Raw genomic sequence first — 23,684 nt, forward strand, 5'->3', positions numbered from 1 at the left:
CGGGAAACAGCAGGGGTGGGCCGAGGGTAGGGGGTGGGCGGGTACCCTTTGTGGCCGTGGACACAGCAGAGAAGACCCGGATGATCTCCGAGAACGTGGCGTTGAATCCGCTCGACCCGAAGGACCTCATCCACACCTTCGGGATGATCGGCGTCTGGGCGATCCTGTTCGCCGAGACCGGTCTGCTGGTCGGTTTCTTCTTCCCGGGGGACTCGCTGCTCTTCCTGGCCGGGGTGGCCGCGTCCCCGGTGGCCGACGCCATCTTCGGCAGCGGCACGCGGCTCTCGCTGGCCGGGCTGATGATCGGCGGGCCGATCTGCGCGATCGCCGGCGCGCAGCTCGGGCACTGGCTCGGCGCGCGCTACGGGCGACGCATGTTCGACAAGCCCAACTCCCGCCTGTTCAAGCGGGAGTACGTGGCGAAGGCGGAGTACTACTTCCAGAAGTTCGGCCCGGCCAAGGCCGTGGTGCTGGCCCGCTTCATCCCGATCGTGCGGACGTTCCTGAACCCGGTGGCCGGGGTGCTCGGCATGCCGGCCCGGCAGTTCTTCGTGTGGAACGTGGTCGGCGCGGTCCTCTGGGTGGACGGCATCCTGCTGATCGGCTACCTGCTGGCCCGCCAGATCTACGACGCCATCGGCGACAAGATCGACCGGTACATCCTGCCGGTCGTCGCGCTGATCATCCTGATCTCGGTGCTGCCGATCTTCTTCGAGTTCCTTCGCGACCGGAAGGCGCGCAAGCGCGGCGAGGCGGTGGCGGTGATCGCCGCGGCCACCGCGGCCGGCACCGTGGACGCCGTCCGGGACGCCGTCGACGGCGACGACCACCCGCACGGGCCCGGCGGCCAGCACCGCCGCTGACCGGTACGGACACGCCGAAGGCCGGCCCCCGGGCGGGGGCCGGCCTTCGCGTCTGACCTGTCGGCTCACGGGTGACACGGATGACGACAGCCGTCACCGTGCGATGGTGGCGCCACCCCTGGCACGCCACCGGTCACCCGCATCCGGGCGGAACGGCCTGCCGGGTTCGGCGCGCGTGCCATCGCGCCGGGGCCTCGGCCGGCCGGCCCGTCCGCGGACGGGCCGTGGTGTCAGCGAGCCTTCTTGGTGGCCCGCTTCCGCGGCGGGGTGAGCAGATCCGCGATCGTCGCGATCGCGGTCGGCACCAGCCGGTAGTACGCCCAGACCCCACGCTTCTCCCGCTCCAGCAAGCCGGCCTCGGTGAGGATACGCAGGTGGTGACTGACCGTCGGCTGCGAGAGGCCGAGCGGCGCGGTGAGGTCACACACGCACGCCTCCCCCTCGGGAGCCGACTGGATCAGGCTGAGCAGCCGCAGCCGGGCGGGGTCGGCGAGGGCCTTGAGGACCCCCGCCAGCCGCTCGGCGTCGGCGCGTTCGATCGGCTCGCCGGCAAGCGGCGAGATCTGAGGCATGGTCATTTCAGCCAACGCAGTTCCCACGTATTCCATCCTTCCACCAGCAGCATCGATCCGCCTGCATATCAGCAGATCCGAATCGGCAAACTTTTAGGCCACAAGGCCGAGGTCAGCCAACGTATAGGCCGCCCGATAAGGCAGTCCGGCGGCTCGCACCGCGTCGCCGGCGCCTCGATCAACAATAACCGCCACGCCCACGACTTCCGCCCCCGCCTCACGCAACGCCTCGATGGCGGTCAACACACTTCCGCCCGTGGTCGAGGTGTCCTCCACCGCCAGCACCCGACGCCCGGACACGTCCGGGCCCTCGATCCGACGCTGAAGGCCGTGCGCCTTGCCCGCCTTCCGGACCACGAAGGCGTCCAGCGGGCGGTCGGTGCCGGCCGAGGCGTGCAGCATCGCGACGGCCACCGGATCGGCGCCCAGGGTCAGGCCGCCGACCGCGTCGTACGCCCAGTCCGCGGTGAGGTCGCGCATCACCCGGCCGATCAGCGGGGCAGCCTGGTGATGGAGCGTGACGCGACGCAGATCGACGTACCAGTCCGCCTCACGGCCCGACGAGAGCACCACCCGACCGTGGACCACAGCCAGGTCAGTGATGAATTTACGCAGGTCGTCGTGGTCCCCCATGGCGATAGAGCGTACTTCCCGAGTCTGTACGCCGTCTGCGGGGCCCACCTCGGTCAGCCCTGTGGGCGACCGATGATTGGCAATGCCCGGCTACTCTGTGCGACCGTCCATCCCGGCCCGACCAGCGGATCGGGCCGGCCGGAGCGAACGCGGCGCGGTCACCCGCGAGCCCGGTCGACAGCTCCCCGGGTGTCCCGCCTGAAGCCGCGCAACAGGCGTTTCGGCGCGTGCCGCAGCCCGGCCACGGCCAGCTTGTACTTCCAGTCCGGCACGCTCACCAACCTGCCTTTGCGCAGGTCACGCAGCCCTTCGTCGACGACCTGGTCGGCCCGCAGCCAGGCCCAGGCGGGCAGGCGCGACATGTCGATGCCGGTTCGCTCGTGAATGCCGGTACGGGTGTAGCCGGGACAGAGCGCCATCACGCGTACGCCGAGCGGAGCCACCGACTGCCCGATCGACTCACTGAAATTCGTCACCCACGCCTTGCTGGCGGAGTACGTCGATCCCGGCATGGGCACCCCGAACCCCGCAACCGAAGAGACATTTATCACTGCCCCATGACCTCGTTCGATCATCGGGCCCAGTGCCGCGTGGGTGAGTCGGAGCACCGCCAGCACGTTGAGCCGGACCAACCGCGCCTCGTCCGGGACCGCCGACCTGACGAACGGGGTGTGCAGACTGATCCCGGCGTTGTTCACCAGCAGGTCCACCGGCGAGCCGGCGGTCAACCGGCGCTCGACCACCGCGCAACCGTCGTCGGTGGACAGATCGGCCGGGACCGTCTCCGCCGCGCCGCCGTGCCGGCCGGTCAGCTCGGCCGCCAGCGCGTCGAGCCGGGCGGCGTCCCGGGCCACCAGCACCAGGTCCCAGCCGTCGGCGGCGAGCCGGCGGGCGAACGCCTCGCCGATCCCCAGGCTTGCGCCGGTGACCAGGGCGCGACGGCGGACGGGTTCGGCGGCGTCGGTCATGGACGATCCTCCGGAGGCGACGGCGGCCCAACCGGCGGAGGCTGCGAGGGCTGCGACGGCGGCCCGGCCGGCGGAGGCAGCGAGGGCTGCGAGGGCTGCGACGGCGGCCCGGCCGGCGGGGGCGGCGAGGGCTGCGGAGGCGGCGCGAACGGGGACGTGGACCGCGGCGCGGGCGGGGACGGCGGCGAGGTCAGACTGGGTGGCGGCCCCCAGGGCGTCGGCCCGGAGGCGGGCACGCCGGACACGGTCGCGCCGTAGCCGGTCGCCGGACCGGACCGTGCCGGGGCCGGACGGCGCAGGAAGGCATTGGCCGAGGGCGTCGCGAGCAGCGCGGCGACCACCAGGTAGCCGACGATCTGCGCCGCCAGCATCGCCGCGTTCACCGAGATCCACAGGTCCGGGTACGCGTCACCGACGAGGCCCAGCAGGTCGGCGGTGACCCGGTCGTCGGCGCCGAGCCGCAGCGGGGCGGCCCGCTGCCCGACCAGCGTCGCGAACCCGCAGCAGCCGCAGAGCAGCCCCAGCCCGGCGACCGTCCAGGTGGCCACCCGCGCGCCGGGGCGACCGGCGCGCAGCCCGAGCGCGAGCCCGACCAGCAGCAGCGCGGCCAGCACGCCGAGCACGGCGGCCAGCACGGTCGAGCCGCGCAGCAGGCCGGCCATCCGGTCGACGTCGCCACCGCTCGCGTCGGTGCCCGCCGCGGCGGCCCGGAACCGGTCCACCGTGCCGCCGGCGACCACCAGGTTCGTCACCGCGTACGCCACGGCGCCGGCCGCCATCAGCAGCAGCACGGTCACCGCCGCGACGACCGCGCCCGGCCGGCGGGGCGCGGCCCGATCGGGGTACGACACGACAGGTCCCTCCGGTAGGCGTCGGCTTGCAACCTACTCGGAGGGACCGTCGGCGTCGCTGAAATCCTGCCGTCAACTTCCGGGTGGCGGCTCCGGGTCACGGCGCTCGCCCGGCTGACCGGTCGGCCCGGCCGGCGGCGGCGTGGTCGGCGGCTGGTCGGGGGTCGACGGATACGCCGGGTACGCCGGATCGCCCGACTGGCCCGACGTCGACGGGTAACCGGGGTCGCCCGACTGGCCCGGGGCCGACGGGTACGCCGGGTAGGCGCCACCCGGCACCGGCGGCTCCCAGCCCGCCTTGGGCTTGCGGAAGAACTCGTTCGACTTCGGCAGCGCCAGCAGGATCAGCGCGCCCAGCAGCGCGAGCAGCGCGACGATGCCGAGCAGCGTGCTGACCGGGGCGAACCAGGACGGCAGCGCGTCCTCCAGCCGGCGCTGGATCTCCTGCCCGCTGGGCAGGTCGCCGCTGGCGTTGCCGCCGCCCATGGTGCCGCCGGAGACGCCGTTGAGCAGGCTGCCACCGGTGCAGCAGAACAGGATGCCGCCCACCACCCAGGTGGTGATGCGGGAGGCGTTCTTCCCCCGGTTGTTCAGCAGCGCCAGCACGACCAGACCGGCCGCCAGCAGCAGCGACAGGATCGACGTGCCGATGGTGAACGCGTACGCGATGTCGCCGGCCGACTCGGCCGAGGTGCCGGCGTACGCGTCCGTCAGCACGTCACGGATCTTGCCGATGACGGACAGCGTCACGATCAGGTTCAGCACCTGGATGGCGGCGACGAGAATGAGCAGCCAACTGGACAGCGTCACCACACTGGGACGCGCGCGGGGCGGGGTGCCCGGAGCATCGACCATGATTCTCCCTCCCTGGATGAGATCACCACCGTAGCGATCCCGGGCCAGGTGAGCACGGCAGAAAGGCTCAGCGGTCGGCGGCGCGGCGCAGCCGCCGGTGCTCGGCGGTGACCACGCCGAGCAGCGCCAGGTCGAGTGCGACCGCGGAGACCGCGCCGAACTGGTTGACCGTGAAGTTGAAGACCTGCCCGAACAGCAGGTCGACGAGCAGGGCCAGCTTGAACAACCGGAACGCGTCGGTCCGGTCCCGGCGCAGCAACCAGGCCGCGCGCAGGCTGAGTACGGCGGTGACCAGCGCGGTGGCGGTGACGCCGAGCACCGCGCCCCACTCCCGTTCCTGATCCAGCGCCCCGGTCACGCCGTCGAGGACCACCGCCACCACGGTCACCACCGGCTCCACCACCAGCCAGACCACCACCGGCCAGACCAGCCAGCGCCGGCCCACCGCCCAGGCGGCGAGGCGTCGGGTCCACTCCGCCCCGCGCTGCCAGAACCGCACCGGCGGCGGTTCCCGTCGGGGCACCGCGTCCAGCAACTGGCTGAGGGCCGCCTCGGTGGCCGGCCCGGTGCCCTGCACCAGGCGCAGCACCGCGATCCGACGCCTGTCGGTCAGCCCGTTGGGCAGGCCGCTGAGCACCAGGTCCAGCGCGTTGGCGGTGCGTTCGGCCGGCGTCAGGCGGGCCCGGCCGGTGCGCCCGCGTACCGCCTGGGTGAGCAGCACGAGCAGGGCGAACGCGACGTAGATGATGGCGGCGGCGGGCGCGTAGAAGTAGTCGGTGCGGGTGGTGACGAACTTGCCGACCTCGTCGATGAAGAGCCCGAACCCGACGCCGCCGACCACCGCGCCGGCGGTGCGCGGCCCGCCACCGAGGAACACCAGCGCGATGCCCAGGCCGACGACGAGCAGCAGGCCGCCCCAGAGCACGTGCGCGATGTGCAGCCCACCGCCGCCGAGCTGCGGATAGTTGGTGGCCTGGAGGTACGCCCGGACGGCCAGCACGGTGACCACGCCGGAGAGCACGAACGCCTGGAGGTAGGCGGCGGCGTCGATCGCCCGGGTCGGCAGCCGGCGGCCCAGCCGATGGTGTGACCGCATGCTCCGAAACCTAGTAGCCGCGCCACTCCTCGCGGGCGTACTCCAACACCCTGGGCTGCAACAGCGTGGAGGCGGGCACGTCCACCCGGCCACGGTCGGCGGGGAACGTGGCGGCGGCGGCGAGCACCGCCGGGGTGAGGAAGCGCAGCGGGGGCGCGTCGGTCGGCAGGGCCAGCTCCGGCGCGACGCCGCCGGGTGCGGCGAGCACGAATCCCCAGTCGCCGAAGCTCGGCACGTCGACGTGGTACGGCACGGTGGCGAAGCCCGCCTCCCGCACCGACCGCTCGATCGACCAGTACGACCGGGGCGCGAAGTAGGGCGAGCCGGACTGCACCACCAGCCGCCCGCCCGGGGCCAGCACCGGCCGGACCAGCGCGTAGAACTCGACCGTGTAGAGCTTCGCGGTGGCCGTCTCGTCCGGGTCGGGCAGGTCGGCGATCACCACGTCGAAGCGTTGCGAGGCGGTCCGCAGCCAGCCGAACGCGTCCAGGTTGAGCACCCGCACCCGGGGGTCGGTGAGCGAGGCGTGGTTGAGGTCGCGCAGTTGCGGCTCGCTGCGGGCCAGCGTCACCACGGCCGGGTCGAGGTCGACGAGCGTCACCGAGCGCACGTCCGGGTACTTCAGGATCTCCCGCGCGGCCAGCCCGTCGCCGGCGCCGAGCACCAGCACGTCGCCGTGCGGCCCGCGCATGACCGGGTGCACCAGCGCCTCGTGGTAGCGGTATTCGTCGACGGAGCTGAACTGGAGGTCGCCGTTGAGGAAGAGCCGCAGGTCGGTGTCGGTGTGGCCGACCTCCCGCACCGAGCGGGTCAGCACGATCTCCTGGTATCGGCTGCGCTCGGCGTGCACCACCGGGTCGCGGTAGAGCTGCTGACGGGCGGTCACCTCGAAGTCGTGGGCGGTCACCCACGCGTACCCGAGCAGGAGCGCGACCACGACGGAGCCGGCGCCGAGCCCGACGCGCGCCCGGCGGCTCAGCTCGTCGCGGAACACCGTGAAGACCAGCACCACCCCGGCGACGGCGTTCACCGCGCCGACCACCAGCGCGCCCTTGAGCTGGCCGAAGATCGGCATCAGCAGGAACGGGAAGGCCAGCCCGCCGAGCAGCGCGCCGACGTAGTCGGCGGCGAACAGGTCGGCCACCGCGCTGCCCGCCGACTGCTCGCGGATGCGTTGCAGCATGACCATCAGCAGCGGGATCTCCGCGCCGATCAGCAGCCCGAGCACGAACGCGGTGCCGACCAGCGCCGGGCCGTAGAGGTCGAGCCAGGCAAACGCCGCGTAGAGGCCGAGCACGGAGAGGCCGCCGAGCAGCGCGAGCGTCAGCTCGATCGCGGCGAAGGCGGGCGCGGCCCGGGACTGCAACGGCTTCGCCACCAGCGCGCCGACGCCCATCGCGAAGACCATCACGCCGAGCACGATCGACGCCTGACCGACCGCGTCGCCGATCAGGTAGCTGCCGAGCGCGACGAGCGCCAGCTCGTACACCAGGCCGCAGGCCGCGCAGACGAAGACCGCGAGCAGGACCGCCGCGCGGGCCGCGCGCCACCGCGGCCGTGCGGGCACGTCGATGGTCACGCGTTCTCCCGGGTAAGCCCGGCGGGTCCCGCCCCGGCGCGCTGCGCGGGTCCGGCTTCCCTGCGCTGACGACTGCTCCGGCTCGGCGCGTCTGGCGCCACGCCGCGACCCGGAGCAGTCGACCGGTTCCGCTGTCGCACGCCCACGGTGATGAACAGCGCGGCGAGCAGGGCCAGCCCGACGGCGGTGAGCAGCAGTTTCCAGCGGTCCCGCCAGAAGTCGCTGCCGGCGTCCGGCAGCGGGGCGGCCGGGACGCTCGGGTCCGCGGTCGGGGTCGCGGCCGGGTCGGCCAGCCCTCGCTCGGTGGCGAGCAGCGGCAGCATGGTGGCGGCCCGGGTGACGGCCCAGCCCGGTTCGTCGACGAACGCGTCCTCGTCCAGCCCGAACCGGCCCAGCCCCGATTCGATGGCGGACAGGTCGCTGAACTCGATGTCGTCCGACCCCTTCACCCGGATGGTGGCGGAGTCGTTCGACTCGCTGCTGGACGACGTGTAGAAGACGTTCGCGGTCACCTCGATCCAGCGGGCGCAGCCGGGCGCGTCCGCGACCGCGGTGCCGTCGCCCAGGTTGGAGCCGACGCTCACCTGGCGGTACCCGTCGAGCAGTTCCCAGCCGTAGCAGATGCCCTGGCTGTCCGCGGCGGCCCGAAGGATCGGCACGGTGCCGGAGCGTTCGTCGGCGGCCGGGGCTCCGACCGTGGTGTCCGAGTCGCCGGTGACCGCACCGATCACGCAGGCGCCGACCGTGATCCCGATGAGCACCGTCCAGACCAGCACCTGTCGGCGCGTGTCCTTCGCCTTCGTCGCGGCGGCCTTGTCGGGCATCAGCTGATGGCGGCGGCGATGATCGCGCCGGTGGCGACGTGCACGGTGGCGGAGATCCAGACCGCCGGGTGCGGCTCCGGGTCGACCAGCAGCTCGCCGAGCTTGCCGGGGGTGGCCACGTCGAGCAGCACGAACGCCGCCGCCATGATCACCAGACCGAGGAACCCGTACGCGGCGGCGCCGGCCAGCCCGAGCATGAAGTCGTCGTCGCTGGCCACGATCGCGGCGACCACGACGGTGCCGACGCCGACCAGGTTGGAGGCGAGCAGCAGCGTGGCGTTGCGGTTGCGCCCGGCCCAGATCAGCTCGTGGAGCTTGCCGGGGGTGGCCAGGTCGACCAACAGGTAGCCGACGGCCATCAGGACCACGCCGACCACGCCGTAGGCGAGGGTGACCAGCAGATCGGTGACGAGATGCTGCACAGGAACTCCAGGGTGAGGGGGGTCGGACGGGCTACTTGCCGGCGCCGGGGCCGCCGCCCCGGACGGTGCTGCCTCGGCCCCAGCCCCAGCTGTTGCCGACGACGCTGTGGTACCGGGGGTACGCGGTGGACATCCGCTCCAGCAGGATCACCGAGCCGACGGCGAGCGGGAGGATCACCACGGAGTCGTCGTCGTAGCGCAGGTACACGCCGCTGCCGTCGACGTACTGGTCGGCCGGCTGCCAGGTGTCGGTGATCTCCTTCGAGACCTGGCTCGGCGACCGGTTCGAGGTGTACGCGACGGCCTGCGAGCCGATGTCCCGCCCGGACGCCCGGGAGTAGTGGTCCTGCACGTAGCCGCGCGGCGAGAAGTTGCCGTAGAAGATCGCGAAGGCGGCAACCAGTGCGCCGACGACGGCGACCGCCACGCCCACCACGAACCACCGTCGGTACGTCACAGCTCTTCCACCACCGTCTCGGTCAGGACCAGCTCGTTGGTCTGGGGGTAGGCGTGCCAGGTGCGCCAGGCGACCGGGCCGCCTAGCGGGTCGGGTCGGACGGCGAGCGCGGTTACCGCGTCCTCGTCGCCGGGAAACACCCCGACCAGGGCGAACGGGTCGCCGGCCAGCTCGGCGCGAAGCGCCGCGACCCGGGTACGCAGGCCGTCGCCGGCCGGCCGCAGCACGGTGGCGGTGAACCGGTAGCCGGCGGTCGGGTCGTGCAGCGCGTCCGGCAGGTGCGGCCGGCTGCCGGGCAGGCAGGCGACCGTCTCGGTCAGCCCGCCGAGGACCACCTGGTGGGAGGCGCCGAGCAGCCGCAGCCGCAGCCGTGTCCCGCCGGGCAGGTCGAGGTCGCGGACGGCCAGCGCCGGCAGCTCCGGGCCACCGAGCGTCAGGCTCAGGTCGGCGGCGCGACTGTCGACGTACGGGGTCCGGAGGGCGACGAGCACGCTCACTTCACCTGGTCCGGGCCGCCCTGCGGATAGATCATCACCTCGGCGCGGCGCAGTTCCTCGCCGAGGTTCACCTCCCAGCCGGCCTCGCCGTACGCCTCGAACGACAGCCGGGCCCCGCCGGGCGCCTGGTAGTCGTGGTAGCGCATGGTGCCGCGCGGGTCGAGGCCGGTGCCCTCGGTCGCGGTGTAGCGCGCCTGGCCGGACTCGTCCCAGTTGTAGCGACGGCCGGCGATCTCCAGCGTCGGGGCGCCCGGCGTCACGGTGGCGCCCGGCTCACTGGCCCAGAGCACCATCTCCAGGTCCGGCTCCGCCTCCACGGAGAGCCAACGCTTCACGCCGCCGGCGTCGTCGAGCAGGTGCTCCGCCCAGCTCCAGCCGCCCTCGACCAGGTGCACCGAACCGCGCACGGTGTACGGCACCTGGCGGATCTCGACGATGTCACCGGGCTTGAGCGCGCGCGGGTCGCCGCGCAGCGCGTCCGCGTCCCGGTCCCGGAACGGGTCACCGGGCGCCGCCTTCTCCCGTGGCGCCGAGCGGGACCTGCGCAGCGCGATCACGGCGATCACCACGCCGGCCACCCCCAGCAGGCACCCCAGCGTGGCCACCACGTACGCCACCGAACCGTTCATGACCGCCTCCCCCAACCTGCATTGGCGGAGACGGTAACAACCCCGCGCACCTCGGATGAAGCGCTGTTCGCTGAGTGTGGGGTCAGCTACGGTCTGCCGCCCGTGAGCCGCTCGGCGGCGTACTCACGCAGCGTGGTGCGGCCCATCACGCAGCCGTGGAACGTGGTGAACTCGCCGTCGTCGGCGCGCAGCCGTTCCCAGGCGTCCCGCCCGGCCGCCGGGTCGACGGTCTCCAGCAGCGTCGCCGCGTACGCCTTCCCGGCCGGCGAGCCCTTCTTCAGCAGCCGCTCGACCCGCTTCCGGCCCGACTCCGGGTGCTCGCGCAGCTCCTGCTCCAGCCGCCGGTACGCGTAGGTCGCGGGCAGCACCTGCCCGGCGAACCCGACCCCGCCGAAGGCAAGGGTGTCCGCGTCGTCAAGCTCCCGCACCGCCTGATCCAGCTCCCGCTTCCCACTCATACCCCACTATGTGCCCACCCCACCCCCTCCCCACCCCTCCCCCTCCCCCTCCCCGCGCCCTCAGGCGTTGATCAAGGAGTTTGCGTCGGCCAAGGGCCCTCCGGGTGACGCAAACTCCTTGATCAACGAAGTGGGGGCGCGGGGCGGGGGCGGGTAGGGGAAAGGCCCGGCCGGAGGCCGGGCCTTTCGGGGTGGAGCGGGTCAGGCGGCGGTTACGGTCAGGCCGTCCTTCGTGTCGGCCAGGTCGACCTGGACCGTGTCGCCGTCGCGGATCTCGCCGGACAGGAGCGCCTTGGCGAGGCGGTCACCGATCGCGGACTGGACCAGCCGGCGCAGCGGGCGCGCGCCGTAGATCGGGTCGTACCCGTGGTCGGCCAGCCAGGTGCGGGCGGCGTCGGTGACGTCCATGCCCAGCCGGCGGTCCGCCAGCCGGCGCCGCAGCCGGTCGAGCTGGATGTCGACGATGGCCCGCAGATCCTCGCCCCGGAGCGCGGCGAACACCACGATGTCGTCGAGGCGGTTGAGGAACTCCGGCTTGAAGTGTGACCGGACCACCGCGAGCACCCCCTCCCGGCGCTCCTCGTCGCTGAGCGTGAGGTCGCTGATCACCGACGATCCCAGGTTCGAGGTGAGGATCAGGATGGCGTTGCGGAAGTCCACCGTACGGCCCTGACCGTCGGTGAGCCGGCCGTCGTCGAGCACCTGGAGCAGGATGTCGAAGACGTCCGGGTGGGCCTTCTCCACCTCGTCCAGCAGGATCACCGAGTACGGCCGGCGGCGCACCGCCTCGGTGAGCTGGCCGCCCTCCTCGTATCCGACGTAGCCGGGCGGGGCGCCGACCAGGCGGGCCACGGAGTGCTTCTCCCCGTACTCGCTCATGTCGATGCGGACCATGGCCCGCTCGTCGTCGAAGAGGAACTCGGCGAGCGCCTTGGCCAGCTCGGTCTTGCCGACACCGGTCGGGCCGAGGAAGAGGAAGCTGCCGGTCGGGCGGTCCGGGTCGGCGACGCCGGCCCGGGCGCGGCGGACCGCGTCGGAGACCGCGCCGACCGCCTCCGCCTGGCCGACCACGCGGGCCCGCAGCGACTCCTCCATCCGGAGCAGCTTGGCGGTCTCGCCCTCCAGCAGCCGACCGGCCGGGATGCCGGTCCAGGAGGCGACCACGGCGGCGATGTCGTCCGCGCCGACCTCCTCCTTGAGCATCGCGCCGTCGGCCTGGAGCCGGGCCAGCTCCTCCTCGGCCTGCTTCAGCTCACCCTTGAGCGCGGGGATGCGGCCGTACCGCAGCTCGGCGGCGCGTTCCAGCTCGCCGTCGCGCTCGGCGCGCTCGGCCTCGCCGCCGAGCCGCTCCAACTCCTCCTTGGCGGTGGAGAGCTTGGCGATGTGGCTCTTCTCGGTCTGCCAACGCTCGGAGAGCGCGGTGAGCTGCTCGCGCTTGTCGGCCAGCTCCTTGCGCAGCCGCTCCAGGCGCTCGGCGGAGGCGGCGTCGGGCTCCTTGGCCAGCGCCATCTCCTCGATCTCCAGCCGGCGCACCGCCCGCTCGATCTCGTCGACCTCGACCGGGCGCGAGTCGATCTCCATGCGCAGCCGGGACGCGGACTCGTCGACCAGGTCGATCGCCTTGTCCGGCAGGAACCGGTCGGTGATGTAGCGGTCGGAGAGCGCGGCGGCGGCGACCAGCGCGGCGTCGGTGATGCGTACGCCGTGGTGCACCTCGTAGCGCTCCTTGAGCCCGCGCAGGATGCCGATGGTGTCCTCGATCGTCGGCTCGCCGACCAGCACCGGCTGGAAGCGGCGCTCCAGCGCCGGGTCCTTCTCGATGTGCTCGCGGTACTCGTCGAGCGTGGTCGCGCCGACCATCCGCAGCTCGCCCCGGGCCAGCATCGGCTTGAGCATGTTGCCGGCGTCCATCGAGCCTTCGCCCTTGCCGGCGCCGACCACGGTGTGCAGCTCGTCGAGGAACGTGATGACCTGGCCGTCGGAGTTCTTGATCTCCTCCAGCACGGACTTGAGCCGCTCCTCGAACTGGCCGCGGTACTGCGCGCCGGCCACCATCGCGCCCAGGTCGAGCGAGACCAGCTTCTTGTTCCGCAGCGACTCCGGCACGTCACCGGCGACGATCCGCTGGGCCAGGCCCTCGACGATGGCGGTCTTGCCGACGCCCGGCTCACCGATCAGCACCGGGTTGTTCTTGGTACGCCGGGACAGCACCTGGATCACGCGGCGGATCTCCGAGTCCCGGCCGATCACCGGGTCGATCTTGCCATCGCGGGCGCTGGCGGTGAGGTCGACGCCGTACTTGGCCAGCGCCTGGTAGGTCTGCTCCGGGTCGGCGGTGGTGACCCGGCGGTCCCCGCCCCGGACGGTCGCGAACGCGGCGACCAGGTTCTCCTCGGTGGCGCCGGAGTTCTTCAGCGCGACCGAGACCGCGCCGCCGACCCGGGCCAGCCCGGCCAGCAGGTGCTCGGTGGAGGTGTACTCGTCGCCGAGCGGCCGGGCGATCTGCTCGGCCGCGCCGATGGCGTTGACGAACTCGCGGGCCAGCGTCGGCTCGGCGAGGCTGGACCCCCGCGCGGCGGGCAGCGCGTCGACCGAGCGCTGGGCGACCCGGCGCAGCTCGGCGGGGTCGGCGCCGACGGCGCGCAGCAGGCCCGCGGCGGTCGAGCCGTCGGTGTCCAGCAGGGCCAGCAGCAGGTGCCAGGGCTCCACGGTGGCGTGGCCGCGCTGGTTCGCCAGCGCGACGGCACCGGTGATGGTCTCGCGGCTCTTGGTGGTGAGGCGTTCCGTGTTCATGGGCTCCCCCGGGATCGGCGTGTCCACTGGAAACGACACAACCAGAGTTGAGTCTATTCCGCTCAACTCCGCCTGTGTGACCTGAGTCACCACCCGCGCCGCACCCAGGCGTCAGCGACCACGGCGGCCGGGGAGGCGTGCGGTGCAGGGCGTCACGTGGTCGGCGCGCAGCACGCACCGCCGGCCGCCGTCGAGCTTGCGGTCGCAGAACACCCAGTGGCGTACGCCCTGGTCGTCTTCGGTCGAGACGGTGATCCCGCCCAACTCGACCACGGCGAGAAACCCGAGCGACCGGCCGGCCGTGCGACCGAGCATCTTGGCCCGCGCCAGGTCGGAGGCCCGCACCGGCAGGTGGATCACATACCGCCCGGTCATCGTGTTTCCCTTCTTCCGGGCCCACGGAGATGAGCAGGAGCCGGCACGACTGGCCGCGCGACCAGTCGTGCCGACCACGGCCGCCAACCGGGAGGCCGGTTGCCTACCAGGCATTTCGCCGATGGCGTCCGCACCGACAACATACAATGCAAAGCATTGCATGACAACGGGTGAGCATGCTTAGCACGCAAAGTATTGGCCAGCGGGTGTCACTCGTGGGAAGATCTTGGGGCCTACCAGGAGCCGCCGCCATGCCCCGAGTTTCGGACCGTCAGAGAATCGCGCAGGACATCAGAGACAAGATCGCCTCGGGCGAGTACGCCCCGGGCGACAAGCTGCCCTCGCTGCGCGAGCTGATCGCCCACTATCAGGTCTCCGCGGAGCCGGTCCGCTCGGCGCTGCTGATCCTCCAAGCCGAAGGGCTGGTCGAGGGGCACCAGGGCAAAGGCACCTATGTCACCTCCCGCGACAACGCCTCCTGATTCCAGGAAGCGTCCGGGCCGTGGCTCGGCCCCGGGAGCAGCACGTGTCCGGCAGAGGTAGCCTCACCGACGTGCGAGTACGTGTCGAACAGACCGCCTTACCGGGAATCGGCGTACGTCATGACCTGATGACGGAATCCGGCCGCCGGCTCGGCGTGGTCTCCCATCGCAATGGCCGCCGCGACCTGGTCCTCTACGACCCGGACGATCCCGACTCCTGTCAGCACGACATACCGCTGACCGACGACGAGGCGGAGGCGCTGGCCGACATCCTCGGCGCGTCGCTGATGCTGGGTCAGCTCTCCGGGCTGCGCGAGCAGGCCGCCGGGCTGCTGACCGAGCAGATCGTGATCCCGGCCGGCTCGAAGTACGTCGGCCGGCGGCTCGGCGACACGAAGGCCCGCACCCGGACCAGCGCGTCCATCGTGGCCGTGCTGCGTCAGGGCGAGGTGAACGTCTCGCCCGACCCCACCTTCCGGTTCGAATCCGGCGACGTGGTCGTCGTGGTCGGCACCCGTCAGGGGCTCGACGGCGTCACCGCGATCCTCGCCGAGACCGACCCGGACGGCTGACGCGTATGCACGAAACCCACATCCTGCTCATCGAAGTCGGCGCGCTGCTGCTGCTTCTCGGCCTGCTCGGTCGCCTCAGCCGTCGCGTCGGCGTCTCGCCCATCCCGCTCTACCTGCTCGCCGGCCTCGCCTTCGGGCACGGCGGCCTGCTGCCGCTCAACGCCAGCGAGGAGTTCTTCGCGATCGGCGCGGAGATCGGCGTGATCCTGCTGCTGGTCATGCTCGGCCTGGAGTACAGCGCGAACGAACTGGTCGGCAACCTCCGCTCGGCGGCGCCGGCCGGCCTGATCGACGCGGTGTTCAACGCGCTGCCCGGCTTCGCCTTCGCGCTGCTGCTCGGCTGGGGCTGGGTCGCCGCCGTGGTGCTGGCCGGCGTCACCTGGGTGTCGTCCTCGGGCGTGATCGCCAAGGTGCTCGGCGACCTGGGCCGGGTCGGTAACCGGGAGACGCCGGTGATCCTCTCCGTCCTCGTGATCGAGGACCTGGCGATGGCGCTCTACCTGCCGCTGGTCACCGCGCTGCTCGCCGGCGTCGGCCTGGTGAAGGGCGGCATCGCGCTCGCCGTCGCGGTGTTCACCGTGGTCGTCGTGCTGGCCGTGGCGATCCGGTACGGGCATCTGATCTCCACCGCGCTCTCCGCCAAGGACCCGGAGGCGCTGCTGCTCGGCGTGCTCGGGCTGACCCTGCTGGTCGCCGGCATCGCGGCCAAGCTCCAGGTCTCCGCCGCGGTCGGCGCGTTCCTGGTCGGCATCGCGCTGTCCGGGCCGGTCGCGCACCACGCCACCGAGTTGCTGTCGCCGCTGCGGGACCTCTTCGCCGCGGTCTTCTTCGTGTTCTTCGGGCTGGTCACCAACCCGCTGGACATGCCGCCGGTGCTGCTGCCCGCGCTGCTGCTGGCCGTGGTGACCATGGCGACGAAGGTGGCCACCGGCTACCTGGCCGCCCGCCGGGCCGGGATCGCCGAGCCGGGACGCTGGCGGGCCGGCCTGGCGCTCACCCCGCGCGGCGAGTTCTCCATCGTCATCGCCGGGCTGGCCGTCTCCGCCGTCTACCCGGTGGAGCCGAAGCTGGCCGCGCTCGCCACCGCGTACGTGCTGATCACGGTGGTGACCGGTCCGCTGCTCGCCCGGTTGACGGACACTCCGTGGTTCAAGCAGTGGCTGCGCCGACGTGCCGCCGCCGCCCGGTCGACGGCCACGGTGCCGGTGGGCGACTGACCTGGGCCGGGCTGATCGGCTGCTCAGCCGGTCGGCCCGGCCAACGGTTGTCAAATTGATCCCGGGAAGGTCTACCACTGCTCCGCCGAACCGCGTTAACGTGTCGCCCCAGCAGCCAGGGTCCGCGGGTGGCCGGTGCCCCCGCCAGCGTCAGCGGAAGGTCGGCCGGTGAGCGTGCAGGAAGAGACGTTCCACGGCTTCGCCAACCCGGTCGACCCCTCGCCCGCCGAGTTGCGGGCCTGGGCGTACCAGCCGGACTCGGTGCCGCTGGCCTCCATGCCGCCGGACTGGGACCTGCTGGTCGCCGGTGACCACCTGGTGCAGACGCTGTTCGACCTGGCCATGGACCGGTCCTGCCCGGCCCGCCGGTTCGCGCTGCACTGCCTCTACATCTACGCCGCCGACGGCATCCGGACGAACTTCCGGGCGCACCCGAAACGCCGCTTCCGCAAGCTGGTCGAGCAGGCCGAACGGACCGGCGACGACCTGATGCGCAACTGGGCGCACAACAGCCGGGTGCTGCTCGCCCGCCCGGATCTCTTCGTCTACCGCGACTGGTGCGAGGGCGGCCTGGTCCGCGAGAACCGCCGCCTCTAGGCGAGCTGCGAGCTGGTGTCGATCGAGACGGGCCGGGACCCCCCGTGGGTCCCGGCCCGGTCGTCGGCGGACCGTCAGGCCGATCCGCCCTGCTTCTTGCGCCGCTCGTCGTCCCTGGCGCGGTCCACTCCGTGGTCGGTCTGGTCGGCGAAGCGCCCTTCCTTGACCTTGTCACTGAAGCGACCCTCGGTGACCCGGTCGAATCGCTCCTTGACGTTCTCGGCCACCTTCTCCAGGCGTTCCTCCGCGCGTTCCGCCACTTTCTTCGCCGGTTCCGCCATGGCTCCCCCCGCCAGCCCGGATTCCGTTTCAGGGCGTTTATCCCCTGAGTGCAAGCGTAGTGGAACGCATCCCGCCGCACCCCCGTTTCGGCGACCTCCGCGTCGCGGGAGCGGGACGGGGAAGCGGAGCGGCAGAAGGCCGGCCGCCCCGGGAACAGCGGGCGGGCCGGCCTTCGGACGAGCGCGGGTAGCGAGCGTCAGCGGTCGGGGGTGCGGCGGGGACGCCAGACCACGAGCGCGGTGGAGGTGCGGTTGGTGGGCACCAGGTCGCCGCGCGGGAAGCCACCCAGCGACTCCAGCTCGGCGATCCGCCGGTACGCGGCGTCCAGCTCCGCCTCCAGCCGGGCCACCCGCTGCTGCGCCTCCTCCAGCAGCCGCTCCAGCCCGATGATCCGCTTGACCCCGGCCAGGTTGATCCCGTCGTCCTGGCTGAGCCGTTGCACCTCGCGGAGCAGCACCACGTCCCGGACGCTGTACCGGCGACCGCCGCCGGCCGCCCGGCCGGGCTGCACCAGGCCCAGCCGGTCGTACTGGCGCAGCGTCTGGGGGTGCATGCCCGCCATCCGCGCCGCCACCGAGATCATCAGAATCTTGGCTTCGTAGGCCGGGTCACCCGAGCCGACGTACTCCTCCGACATGCCCGCTCACCTCCGCTGCCGCCGTCAACTGAATCGACGTACCCGCGCGTCGAGATGTTCCCGCGCGGCGGGCGGAGTCTGTGCCGCGAAGGTCTCCAGCGCCGCCCGCGCCTCGTCCGACACCTTCGCCGGGACCACCACGTCGAGCGTGACCAGCAGGTCACCGGCGCGGCCGTCATTGCGTACGACGCCCTTGCCGCGGGCCCGCAGCACCCGCCCGGCGGGTGTACCCGGTGGCACCCGCAACGTCACCGTGCCGTCCAGGGTCGGCACCCGCAGGTCGGTGCCGAGCACCGCCTCGGCGTACGTGATCGGGACGTTCAGGGTCAGGTCGTCCCCGGTGCGCCCGAACAGCTCGTCGGGACGGACCTTCACGTGCACGAACAGGTCGCCCGCCGGGCCGCCCCGCTCGCCGGGTTCGCCGCGACCGGCCAGCCGGATCCGCTGGCCGTCGGCCACCCCGGCCGGGAAGCGCACGGTCAGCGTGCGGGTCTTGGTGACCCCGCCGGTGCCGTGACACTCCGGGCACTTCTCCTCGACGATGGTGCCGACGCCCTGGCAGTTGCGGCACGGCTCGGAGAAGCTGAACGACCCCTGGTTGCGGGTGGTCACGCCGGCGCCGTGGCAGACCGGGCAGGTCACCGGCGTGGTGCCCGGCTTCGCGCCGTTGCCGTGGCAGGTGTCGCAGACTCCGGGTGCGCGCAGCGTCAGCGGCAGGGTGACGCCGCGGACCGCGTCGGAGAAGTCCAGCGCCACCTCGGCCTCGACGTCCCGGCCCCGGGCCGGGCCGGGCCGGCGTGCCCCGCCGCCGGCACCGCCACCGGAGAAGATCGTGCTGAACAGGTCGGTGAAGCCGCCGCCACCGCCGAACCGGGCGTCGCCGCCACCGCCGGCACCGCCGCCGAACAGGTCGGAGACGTCGAACGGCGCGCCACCGGGCTGGCCCGCGCCGCGGGCGCCGCGCCGGAACGCGCCCGAGCCGAAGAGCGACCGCATCTCGTCGTACTCGCGACGCTTCTTCTCGTCGCCGAGCACCGCGTACGCCTCGGAGACGGTCTTGAACCGCTCCTCGGCCCCGGCATCACCGGGGTTGTGGTCCGGATGCGACTCCCGGGCCAGCTTCCGGTACGACTTCTTGATCTCGTCCGAGGAGGCGGACTTGTCCACGCCCAACGCGGCGTAGTAGTCCTTCTCGATCCAGTCCTTGGAACTCACCGGTCCACCCCCTTCCACGGGTCGAACCCCGGTCGTCCCGCCCGCCCGAGGCGGGCGGGCGGGACGTCGCGGGTCGGCACTACTCCGGGTCCGCGACCGCGACCAGGGCCGGCCGCAGCAGGCGCTCGCCGAGCTGGTAACCCCGGCGCATGACCTGCACGCAGGTCGGCTCGGTCACGTCGGCGGAGGTCTGGTGCGCCACCGCCTCGTGCCGGGTCGGGTCGAACGGGTCGCCCTGCTCGCCGAACGCGGTCAGGCCGAACTTGCCCAGCGCGGCGGTGAGCTGGTCGGCCACGCTGCCGAACGGGCCCACCAGGTCGCCGTGCTCGCGGGCCCGGTCGAGGTCGTCGAGGATCGGCAGGAGCGCGGTGAGCACCCCGCCGGTCGCCTGCTCCTGGACCAGGTTGCGATCGCGGTCGACCCGCTTGCGGTAGTTGGCGTACTCCGCCGACACCCGTTGGAGGTCGCGGGTGCGCTCCTCCAGGTCGGAGCGGAGCGACTCCAGCTCGGCACCGAGCGGCGCCTTGCCGGTCTCGTCGCTCGGCTCGGCCGGCGCGTCGACCACGGGGGGCCCGGAGACCTCGGCGTCGCCGCCGATCTCGTCGACCACGACCTCGGCCTCCTCGACCAGCCCTTCCGCGGGCGCGTCGGCGGCGGCGTCGGCGGCCGACGGGTCGTTCGCCGGCTCCTCGGTCACCTTGCCGAGCTTGCGCTTGTCGCGGATGACGACCCGCGGCTCGTCACCGGCGTCCTTGCCGGCGCCCGCGGAGCCACCCGGCGCCGACCCGGTGGAGCCCGGGTCGGCCGCTCGTGGCGTGTCCGTCATGCGGTTACCTCATCCCTGTGCGGTGCGGATCGTGCCCGGGACCGGAGGTCACTTCTTGTCCTCGTCCACGATCTCCGCGTCGACCACGTCGTCGGCGCCGCCGGCCTGCGGACCGCCGGTCGCACCCGCGCCGGCACCCGGCCCGGCCGCACCGGCGCCCGGAGCGCCCGGCTCACCCTCCTGCTGCTGCGCGTAGAGCAGCGAGCCGGCCTGCTGGGAAACCTGCGCCAGCTTCTCGTGCGCGGCCTTGATCTTTTCGATGTCCTGCCCGCCGAGGGCGCTGCGCAGCTCGCCGAGCGCCTCGTTGAGCTGGTCCCGGTTCTCGGTCGGCAGCTTGTCGCCGCTCTCGGCGAGGAACTTCTCGGTCTGCCACTGGAGCGCCTCGGCGACGTTGCGGGTCTCCGCCTCCTCGCGGCGGCGCTTGTCCTCGTCGGCGTGCTCCTCGGCGTCCCGGCGCATGCGCTCGATGTCGTCCTTCGGCAGCGAGGAGCCGCCGGTGATCGTCATCTTCTGCTCCTTGCCGGTGCCCAGGTCCTTGGCGTGCACGTTGACGATGCCGTTGGCGTCGATGTCGAACGTGACCTCGATCTGCGGCACGCCGCGCGGCGCCGGCGGGAGGCCGGTCAGCTCGAACGTGCCGAGCTTCTTGTTGTAGGCCGCGATCTCGCGCTCACCCTGGAACACCTGGATCAGCACCGACGGCTGGTTGTCGTCCGCCGTGGTGAAGACCTCGGAGCGCTTCGTCGGGATGGTGGTGTTGCGCTCGATGAGCTTGGTGAAGATGCCACCCTTGGTCTCGATGCCGAGGCTCAGCGGCGTCACGTCGAGCAGCAGGACGTCCTTGACCTCGCCCTTGAGCACGCCGGCCTGGAGCGCGGCGCCGACGGCGACGACCTCGTCCGGGTTGACGCCCTTGTTCGGGTCGCGGCCGGTGAGCTGCTTGACCAGGTCGGTGACGGCCGGCATCCGGGTCGAGCCGCCGACCAGGATGACGTGGTCGACGTCGGAGACCTTGATCCCGGCGTCCTTGACGGCCTGCTCGAACGGGCCCTTGCAGCGGTCCAGCAGGTCCTGCGTCATGCGCTGGAACTCGGCGCGGCTCAGCGTCACGTCGAGGTGCAGCGGGCCGGCCGAGCCGGCGGTGATGTACGGCAGGTTGATGTTGCTGGTGGTGGCCGCGGACAGCTCGATCTTGGCCTTCTCGGCCGCCTCCTTGAGCCGCTGCATGGCCATCTTGTCCTGCGAGAGGTCGATGCCGTGCTCGCCGCGGAACGTCTTGACCAGGTGGTCGATGATCCGCTGGTCCCAGTCGTCGCCGCCGAGCTGGTTGTCACCGCTCGTCGACTTCACCTCGACGACGCCCTCGGCCAGCTCCAGCAGCGACACGTCGAACGTGCCGCCACCGAGGTCGAAGACCAGGACGGTCTGCTCCTTGGAGCCCTTGTCCAGGCCGTACGCCAGGGCCGCCGCGGTCGGCTCGTTCACGATCCGCAGCACGTTGAAGCCGGCGATCTCCCCGGCCTCCTTGGTGGCCTGGCGCTGCCCGTCGTTGAAGTAGGCCGGGACGGTGATCACCGCGTCGGCGATCTGCTCGCCCAGGTACGCCTCGGCGTCCCGCTTGAGCTTCATCAGCGTCCGCGCCGAGATCTCCTGCGGGGTGTACTTCTTGCCGTCGATGTCGACGGTCCAGTTGGTGCCGATCTCCCGCTTGACCGAGCGGATGGTCCGGTCGGGGTTGGTCACCGCCTGGCGCTTGGCGACCTCACCGACGAGCACCTCGCCGTTGCGGGCGAACGCGACGATCGAGGGAGTCGTACGCGAGCCCTCAGCGTTGGCGATGACGGTGGGCTCACCGCCCTCGAGAACGCTGACGCAGGAGTTCGTCGTGCCGAGGTCGATGCCGACCGCACGTGCCATGTTCGCTTCCTCGCTTCATAACGGGTGAGCAGGTCGGTTGGCCTGCCCGGCGGGGTCGCCCGGGAGACGGCCACGCCACAAGTTGAGTGAACTTGACTCAATAGTGCCACGCGATCGGCAAACCGCAAGTCGAGGTTGAGTCGACTCGACGCAACCTGACCGTTATTACCGTCCGGTTGTCTTACCTTGCGTCGGTCGGGCACGCTTTAGCGGTGACGACGCATGGCGATTCCGCCACCCGTGCCGGCGCGCCCGCCGTCGCAGCCCGCACCGGAACCCCCAACGGCGACGAGCAGCCCGCCGATGCCACGGCGGGCCTGTCCGCCGCGCTCACCGACCTGCGGGCCGCGATCGACGCGGCTCGCTTCCCGCTCGCCCTCCCCTCGGCCGAGTCGGCCCGGCACGCCGCCCGCAGCCTCACCGACCAGCTCGACGACTACCTGCTGCCGCGGCTCGCGCGACTCGACGCCCCGCTGCTCGTGGTGGTCGGCGGCTCGACCGGCGCCGGCAAGTCGACGCTCGTCAACAGCCTGGTCCAGGCGCGGGTCAGCGCGGCCGGCGTGCTCCGCCCCACCACCCGTTCCCCGGTGCTGGTCTGCAATCCGGCCGACGCCGCCTGGTTCCGCCAGGGCGAGCTGCTGCCCGGCCTGACCCGCACCACCGAGCCGAGCGAGCATCCGGGCACCCTCCAACTGGTCACCGCCCCGGCGCTGCCGGCCGGGCTGGCCTTCCTCGACGCCCCCGACATCGACTCCGTGGTCGACGCCAACCGGGCGCTCGCCGGGCAACTGCTCGCCGCCGCCGACCTGTGGTTGTTCGTCACCACCGCCGCGCGCTACGCCGACGCCGTGCCCTGGGAGCTGCTGCGCAGTGCCCGGGCCCGGGGCACCGCCGTCGCCATGGTGCTCGACCGGGTCCCGCCCGAGGCCGCCGACGAGATCGCCGCCCACCTGTCCGAGATGCTCGCCTCGCAGGAGCTGGGCGCCGCGCCGCTGTTCGTGCTGCCGGAGACCTGGGTGGACGGGCAGGGCCTGCTGCCGGACCGGATGACCGCGCCGCTGAGCGGCTGGTTCGCCCGGCTCGCCGGCGACGCGGAGGCCCGCTCGGCGGTGGTCCGGCAGACGCTCGACGGCGCGCTGGCCGCCCTGCGTCCGGTCGTCGAGGGGTTGGCCGACGCCGCCGACGAGCAGATGGCCGCCGCCGAGGCGCTCGACGAACGGGTCCGGGCCGCCTACCGGGGCGCGGAGCGCACCGTCGACCAGGGGCTCCGGGACGGCCGGCTGCTCCGGGGCGAGGTGCTGGCCCGCTGGCAGGAGTTCGTCGGCACCGGCGAGTTCTTCCGCAGCCTGGAGGCGCGGATCGGTCGACTGCGCGACCGGATGGTCGCGGCGGTCACCGGGCGGCCCGCCCCGGCGGCGGAGCTGCGGACCGCGATCGAGTCGCAACTGGTCACGCTGCTGCGCGGGGTGGCCGCCGAGGCGGCCGAGAACGCGTACACCGGTTGGAAGGCGCACCCGGCCGGCGCGGCGCTGCTCGAACCGGAGCTGGCGTACGCGTCGGCCGACCTGCCGGCGCGCGGCGAGCAACTGGTCCGCGACTGGCAGCGCGCGGTGCTGGAGCTGGTCCGCGTGGAGGGCGGCGACCGGCGGTTCGTGGCCCGTACGGCCGCGTACGCGGTCAACGCCACCGGCCTGGCCGTCATGATCGGTGTCTTCGCCTCCACCGCGTTCATCCCCACCGGCCTGGAGGTCGCCGCCGGCACCGGCACCGCGGTCGCCGGGCAGACCGTGCTCCAGGCCATCTTCGGTGACCAGGCGGTGCGTAACCTGTCCCGCAAGGCACGGGTGGACCTGCTCGACCGGGTCGGCGCGCTGCTGACCGAGGAGGCCGCCCGCTTCCTGGCCCGCACCGAGGCCGCCCGCCCGGCCACCGACGCCGGCGAGGCGCTGCGTGAGGCGGCGGTGACGGTCGAGCGGGCCCGGCACCGCAGCGGCCTCTCCGCCGCCGACGGCACCCCGTCGCCCACCACCGATGAGGACGGACGCCACCCGTGAGCGCGAGGAGTGA

At 72.6% G+C, this 23,684-nt stretch carries 26 protein-coding genes; 6 read left to right on the forward strand and 20 right to left on the reverse strand.

From position 1 onward, the window contains the following. Nucleotides 1-80 precede the first annotated feature (80 nt). Nucleotides 81-863 (forward strand): DedA family protein, encoded by a 783-nt coding sequence (locus VKK44_RS28065; RefSeq protein ID WP_343447926.1) that lies wholly within the window; start codon nucleotides 81-83, stop codon nucleotides 861-863. 230 nt (nucleotides 864-1,093) lie between these two features. On the opposite strand, the gene VKK44_RS28070 is transcribed toward VKK44_RS28065, so the two are convergent. The 15 genes from VKK44_RS28070 to VKK44_RS28140 all read right to left on the reverse strand — a co-directional run bounded on the left by VKK44_RS28070 (nucleotide 1,094) and on the right by VKK44_RS28140 (nucleotide 13,872). Next, nucleotides 1,094-1,471: an ArsR/SmtB family transcription factor gene (locus VKK44_RS28070; protein ID WP_007073957.1), complete on the reverse strand. Its 378-nt coding sequence runs from the start codon at nucleotides 1,469-1,471 to the stop codon at nucleotides 1,094-1,096. 57 nt (nucleotides 1,472-1,528) lie between these two features. Next, nucleotides 1,529-2,068 carry an orotate phosphoribosyltransferase gene (gene pyrE, locus VKK44_RS28075; RefSeq protein WP_107162644.1) on the reverse strand — a complete coding sequence of 180 codons (540 nt, stop codon included), beginning with the start codon at nucleotides 2,066-2,068 and terminating at the stop codon, nucleotides 1,529-1,531. A 158-nt stretch (nucleotides 2,069-2,226) separates the two neighbouring features. Next, nucleotides 2,227-3,036, reverse strand: a complete 810-nt coding sequence (locus tag VKK44_RS28080; protein ID WP_343444178.1) for an SDR family NAD(P)-dependent oxidoreductase — start codon at nucleotides 3,034-3,036, stop codon at nucleotides 2,227-2,229. Then, nucleotides 3,033-3,887, reverse strand: coding sequence for a hypothetical protein (locus VKK44_RS28085; protein ID WP_343444179.1), 855 nt, complete (start codon nucleotides 3,885-3,887; stop codon nucleotides 3,033-3,035). Before VKK44_RS28085 ends, VKK44_RS28080 begins: the two co-directional genes overlap by 4 nt. Before the next feature lie 72 nt (nucleotides 3,888-3,959). Further along, the gene (locus VKK44_RS28090) at nucleotides 3,960-4,742 is read right to left on the reverse strand and encodes a hypothetical protein (protein ID WP_343444180.1); all 783 of its coding nucleotides are present in this window, start codon (nucleotides 4,740-4,742) and stop codon (nucleotides 3,960-3,962) included. Between the two features lie 67 nt (nucleotides 4,743-4,809). Continuing rightward, complete coding sequence (locus VKK44_RS28095) at nucleotides 4,810-5,808, reverse strand: hypothetical protein (protein WP_343447927.1); 999 nt, start codon at nucleotides 5,806-5,808, stop codon at nucleotides 4,810-4,812. A gap of 40 nt (nucleotides 5,809-5,848) precedes the next feature. Continuing rightward, the gene (locus VKK44_RS28100) at nucleotides 5,849-7,417 is read right to left on the reverse strand and encodes a polyamine aminopropyltransferase (RefSeq protein WP_343444181.1); all 1,569 of its coding nucleotides are present in this window, start codon (nucleotides 7,415-7,417) and stop codon (nucleotides 5,849-5,851) included. Beyond that, nucleotides 7,414-8,241, reverse strand: coding sequence for a hypothetical protein (locus VKK44_RS28105; protein WP_343444182.1), 828 nt, complete (start codon nucleotides 8,239-8,241; stop codon nucleotides 7,414-7,416). The genes VKK44_RS28100 and VKK44_RS28105 overlap by 4 nt, the downstream gene beginning before the upstream one ends. Beyond that, nucleotides 8,241-8,663, reverse strand: a complete 423-nt coding sequence (locus VKK44_RS28110; RefSeq protein WP_343444183.1) for a DUF350 domain-containing protein — start codon at nucleotides 8,661-8,663, stop codon at nucleotides 8,241-8,243. Before VKK44_RS28110 ends, VKK44_RS28105 begins: the two co-directional genes overlap by 1 nt. Before the next feature lie 31 nt (nucleotides 8,664-8,694). Beyond that, nucleotides 8,695-9,120 (reverse strand): DUF4247 domain-containing protein, encoded by a 426-nt coding sequence (locus VKK44_RS28115; RefSeq protein ID WP_281933638.1) that lies wholly within the window; start codon nucleotides 9,118-9,120, stop codon nucleotides 8,695-8,697. Next, a complete protein-coding gene (locus VKK44_RS28120) occupies nucleotides 9,117-9,611 on the reverse strand; it encodes a DUF2617 family protein (RefSeq protein WP_343444184.1) in 495 nt (164 codons plus the stop codon). Before VKK44_RS28120 ends, VKK44_RS28115 begins: the two co-directional genes overlap by 4 nt. Nucleotides 9,612-9,613: 2 nt before the next feature. Beyond that, complete coding sequence (locus tag VKK44_RS28125) at nucleotides 9,614-10,246, reverse strand: DUF4178 domain-containing protein (RefSeq protein ID WP_343444185.1); 633 nt, start codon at nucleotides 10,244-10,246, stop codon at nucleotides 9,614-9,616. A gap of 86 nt (nucleotides 10,247-10,332) precedes the next feature. Beyond that, nucleotides 10,333-10,704: a hypothetical protein gene (locus VKK44_RS28130; RefSeq protein ID WP_343444186.1), complete on the reverse strand. Its 372-nt coding sequence runs from the start codon at nucleotides 10,702-10,704 to the stop codon at nucleotides 10,333-10,335. Between the two features lie 201 nt (nucleotides 10,705-10,905). Then, on the reverse strand, nucleotides 10,906-13,497 hold the full coding sequence (gene clpB, locus VKK44_RS28135; RefSeq protein WP_343444187.1) for an ATP-dependent chaperone ClpB: 2,592 nt from the start codon (nucleotides 13,495-13,497) through the stop codon (nucleotides 10,906-10,908). A 111-nt stretch (nucleotides 13,498-13,608) separates the two neighbouring features. Then, a complete protein-coding gene (locus VKK44_RS28140; protein WP_343444188.1) occupies nucleotides 13,609-13,872 on the reverse strand; it encodes a hypothetical protein in 264 nt (87 codons plus the stop codon). 251 nt (nucleotides 13,873-14,123) lie between these two features. Here VKK44_RS28140 and VKK44_RS28145 point away from each other — a divergent pair, with 251 nt between their 5' ends. From VKK44_RS28145 to VKK44_RS28160, 4 genes are all read left to right on the forward strand, one after another. Beyond that, on the forward strand, nucleotides 14,124-14,354 hold the full coding sequence (locus tag VKK44_RS28145) for a winged helix-turn-helix domain-containing protein (RefSeq protein ID WP_343444189.1): 231 nt from the start codon (nucleotides 14,124-14,126) through the stop codon (nucleotides 14,352-14,354). Nucleotides 14,355-14,425: 71 nt separating this feature from the next. Further along, entirely contained in the window at nucleotides 14,426-14,926 is a 501-nt protein-coding gene (locus VKK44_RS28150) for a cation:proton antiporter regulatory subunit (protein ID WP_091062123.1), read from the forward strand. Between the two features lie 5 nt (nucleotides 14,927-14,931). Beyond that, nucleotides 14,932-16,143 (forward strand): cation:proton antiporter, encoded by a 1,212-nt coding sequence (locus VKK44_RS28155; RefSeq protein WP_343444190.1) that lies wholly within the window; start codon nucleotides 14,932-14,934, stop codon nucleotides 16,141-16,143. Between the two features lie 168 nt (nucleotides 16,144-16,311). Then, a complete protein-coding gene (locus VKK44_RS28160; protein WP_343444191.1) occupies nucleotides 16,312-16,740 on the forward strand; it encodes a hypothetical protein in 429 nt (142 codons plus the stop codon). A 74-nt stretch (nucleotides 16,741-16,814) separates the two neighbouring features. Here VKK44_RS28160 and VKK44_RS28165 read toward each other — a convergent pair whose 3' ends face one another. The 5 genes from VKK44_RS28165 to dnaK form a co-directional block, all read right to left on the reverse strand. Beyond that, nucleotides 16,815-17,021, reverse strand: a complete 207-nt coding sequence (locus tag VKK44_RS28165; protein WP_343444192.1) for a hypothetical protein — start codon at nucleotides 17,019-17,021, stop codon at nucleotides 16,815-16,817. Nucleotides 17,022-17,218: 197 nt separating this feature from the next. After that, nucleotides 17,219-17,659, reverse strand: a complete 441-nt coding sequence (locus VKK44_RS28170; protein ID WP_107158228.1) for a heat shock protein transcriptional repressor HspR — start codon at nucleotides 17,657-17,659, stop codon at nucleotides 17,219-17,221. 24 nt (nucleotides 17,660-17,683) lie between these two features. After that, nucleotides 17,684-18,874, reverse strand: coding sequence for a molecular chaperone DnaJ (gene dnaJ / locus VKK44_RS28175; protein WP_343444193.1), 1,191 nt, complete (start codon nucleotides 18,872-18,874; stop codon nucleotides 17,684-17,686). Between the two features lie 79 nt (nucleotides 18,875-18,953). Further along, nucleotides 18,954-19,700 (reverse strand): nucleotide exchange factor GrpE, encoded by a 747-nt coding sequence (gene grpE / locus VKK44_RS28180; protein WP_343444194.1) that lies wholly within the window; start codon nucleotides 19,698-19,700, stop codon nucleotides 18,954-18,956. A 48-nt stretch (nucleotides 19,701-19,748) separates the two neighbouring features. Then, nucleotides 19,749-21,617 carry a molecular chaperone DnaK gene (dnaK, locus tag VKK44_RS28185; RefSeq protein ID WP_343444195.1) on the reverse strand — a complete coding sequence of 623 codons (1,869 nt, stop codon included), beginning with the start codon at nucleotides 21,615-21,617 and terminating at the stop codon, nucleotides 19,749-19,751. A 212-nt stretch (nucleotides 21,618-21,829) separates the two neighbouring features. Here dnaK and VKK44_RS28190 point away from each other — a divergent pair, with 212 nt between their 5' ends. Then, nucleotides 21,830-23,671 (forward strand): GTPase domain-containing protein, encoded by a 1,842-nt coding sequence (locus VKK44_RS28190; RefSeq protein WP_343444196.1) that lies wholly within the window; start codon nucleotides 21,830-21,832, stop codon nucleotides 23,669-23,671. Nucleotides 23,672-23,684: the final 13 nt, after the last annotated feature.

This window comes from Micromonospora sp. DSM 45708, assembly GCF_039566955.1.
In the GTDB taxonomy this organism is placed as follows: domain Bacteria; phylum Actinomycetota; class Actinomycetes; order Mycobacteriales; family Micromonosporaceae; genus Micromonospora.